This is a genomic window from Cytobacillus sp. IB215316, from assembly GCF_033963865.1.
Classification (GTDB): domain Bacteria; phylum Bacillota; class Bacilli; order Bacillales; family SM2101; genus Nanhaiella; species Nanhaiella sioensis.
Map to the genome: position 1 here is coordinate 187213 of NZ_JAXBMC010000007.1, position 10887 is coordinate 198099.

At 33.4% G+C, this 10887-nt stretch carries 8 protein-coding genes; 1 reads left to right on the forward strand and 7 read right to left on the reverse strand.

Going from position 1 to position 10887, the window contains the following annotated elements:
* Positions 1 to 389: 389 nt before the first annotated feature.
* Positions 390 to 2006 (reverse strand): ATP-binding protein, encoded by a 1617-nt coding sequence (locus SLH48_RS13425; RefSeq protein WP_320258605.1) that lies wholly within the window; start codon positions 2004 to 2006, stop codon positions 390 to 392.
* Positions 2007 to 2263: 257 nt separating this feature from the next.
* Here SLH48_RS13425 and SLH48_RS13430 point away from each other — a divergent pair, with 257 nt between their 5' ends.
* On the forward strand, positions 2264 to 2734 hold the full coding sequence (locus SLH48_RS13430; RefSeq protein WP_320258606.1) for a hypothetical protein: 471 nt from the start codon (positions 2264 to 2266) through the stop codon (positions 2732 to 2734).
* Between the two features lie 551 nt (positions 2735 to 3285).
* On the opposite strand, the gene SLH48_RS13435 is transcribed toward SLH48_RS13430, so the two are convergent.
* The 6 genes from SLH48_RS13435 to copZ all read right to left on the reverse strand — a co-directional run bounded on the left by SLH48_RS13435 (position 3286) and on the right by copZ (position 10736).
* Positions 3286 to 4128: a DegV family protein gene (locus SLH48_RS13435; RefSeq protein ID WP_320258607.1), complete on the reverse strand. Its 843-nt coding sequence runs from the start codon at positions 4126 to 4128 to the stop codon at positions 3286 to 3288.
* A 209-nt stretch (positions 4129 to 4337) separates the two neighbouring features.
* Positions 4338 to 6227, reverse strand: a complete 1890-nt coding sequence (locus tag SLH48_RS13440; protein WP_320258608.1) for an LTA synthase family protein — start codon at positions 6225 to 6227, stop codon at positions 4338 to 4340.
* Positions 6228 to 6669: 442 nt separating this feature from the next.
* Entirely contained in the window at positions 6670 to 7335 is a 666-nt protein-coding gene (locus SLH48_RS13445) for a response regulator transcription factor (protein WP_320258609.1), read from the reverse strand.
* A gap of 17 nt (positions 7336 to 7352) precedes the next feature.
* Complete coding sequence (locus SLH48_RS13450; RefSeq protein WP_320258610.1) at positions 7353 to 8654, reverse strand: HAMP domain-containing sensor histidine kinase; 1302 nt, start codon at positions 8652 to 8654, stop codon at positions 7353 to 7355.
* Between the two features lie 355 nt (positions 8655 to 9009).
* Positions 9010 to 10047: a F510_1955 family glycosylhydrolase gene (locus SLH48_RS13455; RefSeq protein ID WP_320258611.1), complete on the reverse strand. Its 1038-nt coding sequence runs from the start codon at positions 10045 to 10047 to the stop codon at positions 9010 to 9012.
* A gap of 482 nt (positions 10048 to 10529) precedes the next feature.
* Positions 10530 to 10736 (reverse strand): copper chaperone CopZ, encoded by a 207-nt coding sequence (copZ, locus tag SLH48_RS13460; RefSeq protein ID WP_214484237.1) that lies wholly within the window; start codon positions 10734 to 10736, stop codon positions 10530 to 10532.
* Positions 10737 to 10887: the final 151 nt, after the last annotated feature.

Here is a 10887-nt window from a genome sequence, read left to right on the forward strand (position 1 = left end):
TGTGAAGTGCATAGTCAAAGTTTTTTCAAACCTACAAAATATTAAACGACATATACGCACAAAAAGTTACATAACATATGTACTATATATCACCTTATTGTCGTGTTTTATATTACAAGGTAATTCTTAAGTTTTTAATTACATAAAAATGAAGAATTTATGAAGATATGTTTTATATAATGGAGGCTATCATTATGCGACAAATTCCAGATACATTCAACGCGTCCAATCATACGTATTATTAACCCTCTCTCAACATTACAGCAAATAACCCCATTCTATATTGCAAGACGGGGTTAACAAAATTATAGTGCTAGTTCTGAGCTAAATTACAGTATTGAAGAACTCTAGTGACTCAGTCTACTTATTTTGTTTAACACTTATCGATACTAGTTTACAATAGGTAAATATAAGCTAAAGGTGGTCCCTTTATTCTTAATACTTTCTACTATAATTTTCCCTTTCATTTGCTCAATAATTTGATAGCAAACCATAAGACCAATTCCTGTGCCCTTCTCTTTTAACGAATAAAAAGGTGTGCCCAAGCGATCAAGCTCATCCTGAGTCATTCCAATGCCAGAATCTGTAATCTCAATGCGGACATATGAGGTATCTTTTACACATGTGACTGATAACTCTCCCTCTGCTTTCATTGCTTCAATGCCATTTTTCATAATATTTAGCAACACTTGTTTCAGTTCCCCTTTATTTCCTTTTACGTAAAGCCCTTCTTCTACATGTTCTATAATCGAGATATTATTTTTCATCAGAGCATATGAGTTCACAATATCAGTAACATTTTTAACGATGTCACTACAATTCACTTCTTCACATTCACCTACATCAGGTTTAGCTAGAGACAAATAGTCATTAATAATCGTTTCTGCCCTGTTTAACTCATTTATCATTAAATGAATAAACTCTCTTTCTTGACTCTTTATATTTTCATTCGCGAGAAAAATCTGAAGAAAACCTTTTACTACCGTCATCGGGTTTCTAATTTCATGCGCGACTGATGCAGCCATTTGACCAATTGCATTCATTTTTTCAGCTCTTTGTAGTTCTTTCTGAAGTTTCGTTTGATGAATAATTTCATCAATTTCTCCTATCGCTTTTTCAAACCCATGCAACTGTCGAGTAGCATAAGTTCTTTTTCCAAAATGCTCTGCTGTAACTTGAACACGTTCAAATATCGTTCGTAAATGCCCAACCATACTATTAAATTCATCTCTTAAATATCCTAATTCAGAAGTATCTACATATGATAGCTTTACATCAAAGTTACCTCTACTAACTTGGTAAACCCCTTCAAAAAGCTGTTTTAAAGGATCCATCATCTTAGAAAAACCCCATTGCTGAATCTTTAAGATGATACTAAATAAAATAACAAAACTAATAAATAAAGATATTAGTAAATTCCTCAAGTCCCCTTGAATCTCAGTAGCGTCTAGATCTATAGCTAACACTGCAATTATATTTTCCTCATCGTCGACAATTGGCGTAAAAGCAGTGATCCATAACCCCATTTGATCTTTATATAAGCCTGTTGCAGCACTTTTACTTTCTACTATTGCTGTGGAAAACGCATTGGTATATTCCTTATTATTATGTAAATGGTGTTCGAGCTCTCGATCACCTTGTATATTATGTTCTGAATCTACAATGACATGATAGCTATTGTAATTGTTACGATCAAAATCTAACAGGTAAGCTCTTGAATACATGGAATAGTTTTCATGAATATGATTTAAGAGGTCAATAATGTGAGTTCTTGAAGGGGAATTTAACTCTTGGTTGCTCTTAATTAGAGTAACATCCTCTGGTGCCAATGTTTCCTTCCATAAATTAGATAAATTCATCGCACTTTCAGACAATAATTGAATTGTAGCATTTTTTTGTATTTGGTAGCTAATTACCGCTGTTGCAGTGCCTAAAAAAATGATAAAAACTGATGAAAAGATTAATGTTTTTTTAAAAAAACTCAATCGATGGAATTTATGTATCATCAGAACATCCTTTACAAGTTAGTGTATAGAGTTTTTTTCAACTTCTGCCACATAAATTCCTCTTTTTCATACTATTATTTATAAAAAAACTACTTAATTAACATAATTATCAATTCTTAAACCTAAAAACACCAAAAAATAAAGATTGACATTACCATAATAAGATGTAGACAACTGTCAGTTGCACATTTATGACATCAGGCATTGACTAAATATAAGATTAGCTAATTAATTTTGATGAAAGGAATGACTTAGGGATGTCTGATTGTCGATGTAAAGGAAAAGGAAGTAATGAATTATTTTGTCGCTGTGAAAATACACCTATCTCTTTTAGTGGTAATGGGGTGGGTATACCTGTACCAACACCATTTGTATCTTTAACAACAGCTACTATAATGATCAGTGAGAAGGATTGGGTGGCAAAGGTTGATTCAATGGCTGATATACTCGTTGATGTAGTTGAGGATATACCAAATCCCATCAACTTATTTTATATAGTTGAACGTATTTCTGAAAGTACTACAAAAACTCTATGTATATATAACGTCACTGATGATAGGGCTAATCAGCAATATACATTAACTCCTAATAATACAGTCTGTGATGAACCAGGAACAGGATGCCATAAGTACAGATTAACTGTCATCTCAAGTAGTCCACTCCCACAAGGAGTAACACTTGCTTTCAATTGTAGATGCATCAACGTAACTACATTTCAAAAAAAGTAAATAAATATAAGCAATGCCCTACTCTATTTAAAGAGTGGGGTCTTTTTCATGTCATCATAACAGTGTATTGCATGTTTTATTAATTTTTAGTGCATTCAAAAAAAATAACTAGCATTACTGGACTGTCTATTGATCTAGTAATATGTATTCATTGAGAACCTCTTCTACTCTCATAGCTCTTCATTCCTAAAAAAATAGGCACGCTCCCTCTAATGACCTCACTAGTCAACCCGCTGTGAACTACGTCCTTTACAGTTAACAAACATACATTCTATGATATTTTATACATTTAAACAAGTACTAACAACCTCTAATTAATGGCTCTAATATGTATAAAAAAAGAGGATATTTGCTCATATAATGAACAAAATATCCTCTTATTTGGTTAGTCTAATTAAAAATATTACGCAGTTATTTCAAAACTAAATTCTTAGTTGTACTAACACATTTGTCTTTCCAATATTTTGTTAGTCATTCACTCAATGAATAGAATGGATTAGATTGCTTTCAAATTTACCAATGTTTGAATTTTTTACATAAACGCATTTACTTTACTCAGCAAAATACATAATACTCATAGCACCTGCTCCAGTGTGGAGTGAAATAACAGGGGTTGTATCTACAATTTCAATTTCTTCATACCCAGAGGCATGACTAATCGCTTCTTTTAATTTTCCTGCTAGATCACGTGCATCTGCATGTGCTATACCTACTGCTTTTATGACTTTGCCTTCAACGTCCTTAACAAATTGTTTAGTTAAATACTTCACTATTTGCGATTGACTCCTAACTTTACCAACAGGTGTAATACTTCCACCTTCGAGTGAAGATATCGGCTTTATGTTCAGTAAAGAGCCAATAAACGCTTTCCCTTTGCCAATTCTGCCACCCTTTACTAAATTTTCAAGTGTATCAACAGTAAGATATAAAAAACTATTGTTACGAATTTCTGTTAACCTATTCACAATATCATCTACACTTTTACCGTCTGAAGCCATCTTTGCAGCTTCTAACACTTGAAAACTTAAAGCTTTAGAAAGGAACCTCGAATCGACAACAGTCACATTGGCTTTTGATATTTCTGCAGCAGTTTCTGCAGATGCAACAGTACCACTCATACCACCTGTCATGTGAATGGAAATCACATCATAGCCTTCTTCATCTAATCTGTCATATAATTCAACAAATTGTCCTGTAGATGGCTGTGAGCTTTTCGGTAATTGGGCAGCTTGTTTCATTTTATTTAGAAATTCACTAGGTGAAATGTCAATTCTGTCAAGAAAAGATTTCCCCTCTATTGTAATCATTAACGGTACCATTTCAATGCCATATTTTTGTAAAACCTCATCTGAAACATCAATTGTGGAATCAGTCACTATTTTTATTTTTCTCATCAACTTCACTTCCCAACATTTTTACGTCTGTTTCATTATACTTGTAATTATGGTCGATTGATAGGATTTTTAAAAAAATTGTCGAATTAGGGCGTGGCTCTAAGGCTCTTTTCGTAAAACTTTGTTTTTTCACTTATATTAGAGTAACAGATATGTTCTATATGACTCCCATAATCTTTACGATAGATAGTAACTTATATAAAACCGATTCACTCTTGCTCAGTTAAACCATTCGTTAATGATGTTCCTTCATAAAACCGTAATAAATCCCCGTAGACAATGTTATCGGAGTACTCTAGCTCCTGCCTTGCTTTTTCTTCATAAGGCTCACACTTAGAGCCATCCGTCTCTTCCCCTGTCTCTTTATCATAGCACGTAGATTTTGTATATACATAGTTTTCAGTGATAAAGCTTCCATCTCTAAGCACAATAAAGTTTAGTTTATCTTCTGAGAAAATATCAGATCCGAAGTGCACATCATCCTTCGTTTCGACACCTAATAAATGCAGAAGTGTTGGCTTCACATCTAGTTGACCTGATACTTTAGAAATCACTTCTGGATTTTTGTCAGTCACACCCGGTATATGAATAATAAATGGAACCTTTTGTAATTGTACGACATCAAAAGGTGTGATATCTTCCTGTAAAAATTCTCCCATCGCTTTATTATGATTTTCTGAAATACCATAGTGGTCACCATAAAACACGAGAATTGAATTATCATATAAACCTTCTAGTTTTAATTGTTCGACAAAGCTTTTTAATGCTTCATCCATATATCTTACCGTCGGGAAATAACGATTAAGTGTACGACTGTTTGACGTAAATTCATCTACCATTTTATCTTCTGCATCTAGCTCAAATGGGAAATGATTTGTTAGCGTAATAAATTTTGTATAAAACGGTTGAGGTAATGTTTTTAGTTTCTCAACAGATTGATCAAAAAACTCAATATCTTTCAATCCCCAACCAATTGAATTATCTTCGTTCACATCGTAATCTACCAATGAAAAGAAACGGTCATATCCAAGATTAGGATACATGACATCACGATTCCAAAAGCTCTTATTATTTGCATGAAACACTGCAGAATAATAATCTTTTTCTTTTAAGATCTCTGGAGTAGCACGGTACTCATTTTCCGCATTCGTGAAAAACACAGCACCTCTACCTAAAGGGTATAACGAGTTTTCAACTACAAATTCAGAATCAGATGTTTTTCCTTGACCTGTCTGATGGTAAAAATTATTAAAGTAATAGCTTTCTTCAATTAAATCATTTAAAAATGGTGTAATTTCTTCGCCATTAATTGTTTCGTTTATCACAAAGTTTTGCAGAGATTCCATTGAAACCATAATGACATTGCGATCCTTTGCAATACCGAAAAGGTCTTCATCTGGCTTTGTGTAATTGGCATTTAGAAAATTCTCTATCTCAACAAATTCACTACTATCCGCAAGTGCTCTTTGGGCTGACGTTTTAGACGTTAACACAAGATCATATAAGTGGTAATTGTATGACCCTATATTTTTTACGAGCATTTCACGATCAAATGTACGAGTTAGCAGCTGCGGACGTTCTGACTCTGCAAGTCCTAAGTTGAAAAATACCACTACCGCTACAACTAAAAAATAGCCTCTACGTTCTCTGTTTGTGAAAGATGTTCGTGATGAAAGTTTATGACGATTTCGCATCATGAAATACAATACAACAATGTCAACAAACATCAATATATCAGTAAAATGTAGTAACTCAAAAATACTATTATCTAAATCTGCTAAATTATTTGTTTGAAAAAGTAAAGGGATTGTAATAAAATCGGTAAATTCTCGATAATACAACACATTTGCAAATAAAATAAAAGAAACTAAGAGGCTCGTTATGACCAGGTACCTATTACGATGTTTCTCCTTAATAAACATGGCAATCCCAAACATAATGAGTAAAAAGCTTAATGGGTTAATAAAAAGAATAAATTCTTGTAACCAAGATTCAATTTTTATATCAAAACTAGTTTTATAGACAATATACGTTTTAATCCATAATAATAGTGTTGCTAGAAGTATAAAAGACATCTTAGATAATGATGACGTATTCATATTTTTACTCCTCCATAGTGTATAGCATTGTTTGTTCAAAGGAATCATTTAGTACAATAATTCTTCTGATTCATACTATACAACCTAAATCTTAACTTTTTGATTAGGTAAATATGAAGGATTTCTTAAGATATTCATTTTTAATATTAACATTACCTAACAATACTAAGAAATCATGAACTAAATAAGTTAACTATTATTGGTACAAATTTATCGTCTGTAGTTGAATTTTTTTACCCTTTACAGGAAACATCATTCAATTAGGCTCTTTTCGTGAAATTTATTATTTTTTTCCAAGTAACGACTGTAAAAAGATGTCTTATTTAATTATCATCATTTTATATAGAAGAACAGATAGTATTCATGTTTTAATTATTAGTATTAAAACAATTATAAATGTGATAGCAGCCTTGAATTATAGGCGAAACCAAAATGGTCAAGCTTACACCCATTTATAGCCGATTCCCCAGACCGTTTGTAAATGTTCATTGATTGGAAAGCCAGCTTTTTTGCATTTTTCTCTAATGTTTCTAATGTGTGAATCAACCGTTCTATCCTCAGTCTCAGAATCAAATTCCCATACTTGCTCTAAAAGGCTCTCCCGTGTTAATACTGAATTTTTGTTAACTAACAATATCCCAACCAGGTCAAACTCTTTCGGTGTAAGCACAATACTCTCATTACCGTACGTCAACTGATGATTACTCCTGTCCCATGTAAGACCATCAACTTCAATCTTGTTATTGGGACTGGTTCTACGTAAAATGGCTTCGATCCTTGCTAACAGAACCGTCTCCTCGAATGGCTTTGTTATATAGTCATCTGCTCCAATTCTTAACCCTTTAACCATATCAGAGCTTTGTTCCTTTGCTGTAAGCATAATAATGGGCACATCAGAAAAGCTTCGAATTTCTTCAGCAGTGTCCCAGCCATTCATTTCTGGCATCATAATATCTAAGATAACTAAATCTACTTTTTGCTTCACCAAATAGTTGATCGCATCTTGGCCTGAGCGAACGGTTTTACAACTATAGCCATTTGGTTCCAAGTATAACTTGAGTAGCTGTAACATTCTCGGTTCGTCATCTACTAGTAAAATGTCGGGCATTAAGCATAACATCCTCCTTATAAAACAATCTTAAATATAGTCCCTTCACCTATCTTACTCTGTACGTCTATTTCTCCACCGTGACTATCGACAATACCTTTGACTATCGACAACCCTAAACCTGTACCACCAGTTGATCTAGATCTAGATTTCTCAACTCGATACAGCCGGTCCCAAATGAAAGGTAGTTCATTTGCTGGTATGCCTTCACCTTCATCCTTTACTATAATAGTAAGTTTGCCGTCTTGTTTTTTAGCATTAATTTCTACGCTAGAGTGAGATGCTGAATGCTTTAAAGCATTATCTAATAAATTGCTTATCACTTGATCAAATCTGTTTGGATCAAAGCTAGCAGTAAGTTTTTCTGGGCAAACAAGCTTTAAGTGAATTTCCTTTTCACTGTATGCCGGCCTAAACTTCTCGACGATAGACGATAAGAATTGATGAAGGTGAACAGCTTGTTGTTGAATCTTAAAAACGTTTTCATCAATTTGTGCTAAGTCGAATAAATCTTTTACTAAGGTAACCACATGCGTGGCTTCCTCCTCAATAATTTTCAAATAATCATTTCGCTCTTTTGAAGTGAGATTAGTTCGCTGTAATATATCAGCATAGCCTTTAAGATAGGCTAACGGTGTCCTTAGTTCATGTGAAATACTTGATAGAAATTCATTTCGTTCTTTTTTTAAACGCTCTAGCCTATTAGACAGAACGTGTATTGCTTTAGCCAATTCACCTAATTCATCATCTCGATTTGTTTTTAAAAATACGTTATTTTGTCCAGTACTAATCTTTTCAGTCACTTCTTTCATATCTATTAGTGGTTTCGTAATAAAGCGTGACAGAAAAAAGATTGTAGCAATGGATAATAATAATGACAACAAACCAATGAAGAGAAATTGATATGTTAAACCGTTAATCATACTTCTTATAGGCTGTGTAGGTGAAAACATAAATACATAACCTTGACGTTGTCCGTCAAATATTACCGGATGAATCGTTGCTAAATACTCTTCTGTTTTCCACTTTTTTTCTAGTAACTCACCATTGTCAGGTACTATTTTTTCTTTACTTTTTTTTATTAACTCTTCTAGTTTTGAGTTAATTGTGTCAGACTGCTCTAAAATCTGAAACTGAGCATTTGTAATGACTACTGCACTAACAGCCTCCGATTCCATTAAAGCAACATGTTTAATTGTTAACTCATCAAAATTTTTTTCTAACACATCTCTATGACTTATACCTCTGCGAAATAAATCATCTGTCTCACTCTGAATACGCTCATTCACTATACCGAAATATAGTAAGAAAAAAATCATAGACTCTATAAGTAATATAAAAATAAAAAAAAGAGCTCCTAATTTTATAGCTAATTTATTGATGAAACCAGCTCCTTTACAGGAAATAGAAACAGACTGTTATTTTTAAGTTCATTCGCAACATAGGATACCCTTATTTGCTTTCGTTGTAAAATGTTCAGCATCGTCACAAAATCAACTATAGAACTTATAACAGTCTGTTTTATTTTGGCTCTTGTCAAAACTTTGTTGCTATTGTTACCAAACTAGAACCACAATAATCAAATATATACAGTTGTCATCGAGTTACAAAAGAAAAGATGACAAGCTGTATATGGCAACGTAAGGTAAAGTTACAATTCATCCGAAAAATTTACTATTGAATCTTCCCTTCATTTACTAACATCTCCCAATTTTCTGCTCCATTGTTGGAATAAAATACATTCCCGTTGTATGTTATAAAGGCTAGCTCATTGTCATTTTGAGGGTTGGTAGTAAAATACATGACTGCATCCTCATCCATGGAAGGCAACGTAATGATTTCTTCCGTTTCACTATCGAAGGATTTCTTAATAAGATGAGGCTCACCATTATATCCGCCATACCATAACGCTTTATTTGACATGTAGATGGACGTACCTTGCATATTATCTGAAATTAATTCAAATGACTGACCCTTATTAGTTGAGAGGTAGATTCCTTCTTTAGCTGCTACAGCCACTTTATTTGAATCGGTTGGATGGACAGCAATATTTATAATATCTTTACTTAAGCCTTCTGCATCTATCTTCTCCCAATTTTCCGCTAGGTCATCGCTTACATATAACTCACCAGCTTCTTCTAATAAATCATTCGCTTTTGGGTTAGCAACAAAAATTGTCTGACTTTCGTAGCCTACACCCATCACATGAAAATCAACAACTCCTTCTAAAGCTAATGTTTCTAATGTTTGACCATTATCTAAACTACGCTTAATCCCAAAAGGATTGACAAGATTTGAATTTGCAGCTGGATGTCCACTAGCGAAAAAACCTGCATCTGCTGCGTTAAAACCCATATAATCATGATTTTCAGCTACTGTTTTATACCATTGGCCATTCTCGTACACTTTCAACCCATCATGAGCTGCAAAATAGATCGCATTTTGATTCCCAGCATATCCTAATCCGTGAACATGCTCTAATGTTCCGTTAAACGGCTCGTAAAAATCGGTATCTGTTATTTTGTTATTTGATGTTTCAGCTTTGTCAGTTTGCTTCTCTTTCTCGTTCTCGTCAGTCACATCATTATCTGTTGCAATTTCAGTATTATTTTGTGCTGAGTCGTCAGGTAGTGCTTCATTCTCATTCTGTCCACACCCAAATAATAATGTAGTAAGTGTCAACAGTGCTATTGTTTGTAGTGTCCTTTTCATATAAATTGTCACTCCTATAAATACAATATTTTCTCTTGGTCCCTATCGGAAACTTCACAGCCATCGTTACAAAAATTAGCTAGGGCAATGTTATGTTGCACAATTGTTGAAGGTATGTCTCCATTTTATAAATGGTCTTTTCGTTAACTTTGTCTTTTTTCACTTACATTAGAGTAACTAATGTGTTTATATGACATTCAAAGTCTTTAGAATAAAAATATGCCCAACGTGTTTAGCTCTCTTATAATTAAAAGCAACAATTAATGCAAAAAACACCTTCATAATTAAACAACCAATAGTACGCGAAAAGCCTTTTCTTATTATAAATAGAAAATAAGGAGATTTTGTGCAGATGCTGAGTAATTATAAGTAAAGAAGGAGGATAAAATGCTCATATAATGAACATGATACCCTCCTTTCATAATTGTATATATTAATACAACAACATGCATTCATCAAATATTACAAAAGATAAAATTGCTTTATTCTACGTCGTATCCTTGATCCTCAACTGCTTCTTTCAATGCTGCTACTTTCACTTGAGCATCATCATATTCAACGTCGACTTTACCGTCTTGAAGAAATACCGTCACGTTATCTACACCTTTAACTTCTGATAATGCTCCCTTTACTGCCTTTTCACAATGTCCACATGTCATACCAGATACTTGTAATGTTGTTTTTACCATATATATCCACTCCTAGAATAATATTTTAGTGATGTTCAAAAAGTCTCGTTTTGAACATCATTATATTTTTACTCTCTTCAAGCGAAGGGAGTTTGTCACAACTGATACTGAGCTAAATGCCATAGCTGCTCCTGCTACCCAAGGTGCTAAT

Coding starts and splice junctions, on each gene's coding strand:
- SLH48_RS13445 (WP_320258609.1), bottom strand. CDS start 7,335: ATGCCCGACATTTTACTAGTAGATGACGAACCGAGAATGTTACAGCTA.
- SLH48_RS13425 (WP_320258605.1), bottom strand. CDS start 2,006: ATGATACATAAATTCCATCGATTGAGTTTTTTTAAAAAAACATTAATC.
- SLH48_RS13430 (WP_320258606.1), top strand. CDS start 2,264: ATGTCTGATTGTCGATGTAAAGGAAAAGGAAGTAATGAATTATTTTGT.
- SLH48_RS13450 (WP_320258610.1), bottom strand. CDS start 8,654: ATGATTTTTTTCTTACTATATTTCGGTATAGTGAATGAGCGTATTCAG.
- SLH48_RS13455 (WP_320258611.1), bottom strand. CDS start 10,047: ATGAAAAGGACACTACAAACAATAGCACTGTTGACACTTACTACATTA.
- copZ (WP_214484237.1), bottom strand. CDS start 10,736: ATGGTAAAAACAACATTACAAGTATCTGGTATGACATGTGGACATTGT.
- SLH48_RS13435 (WP_320258607.1), bottom strand. CDS start 4,128: ATGAGAAAAATAAAAATAGTGACTGATTCCACAATTGATGTTTCAGAT.
- SLH48_RS13440 (WP_320258608.1), bottom strand. CDS start 6,227: ATGAATACGTCATCATTATCTAAGATGTCTTTTATACTTCTAGCAACA.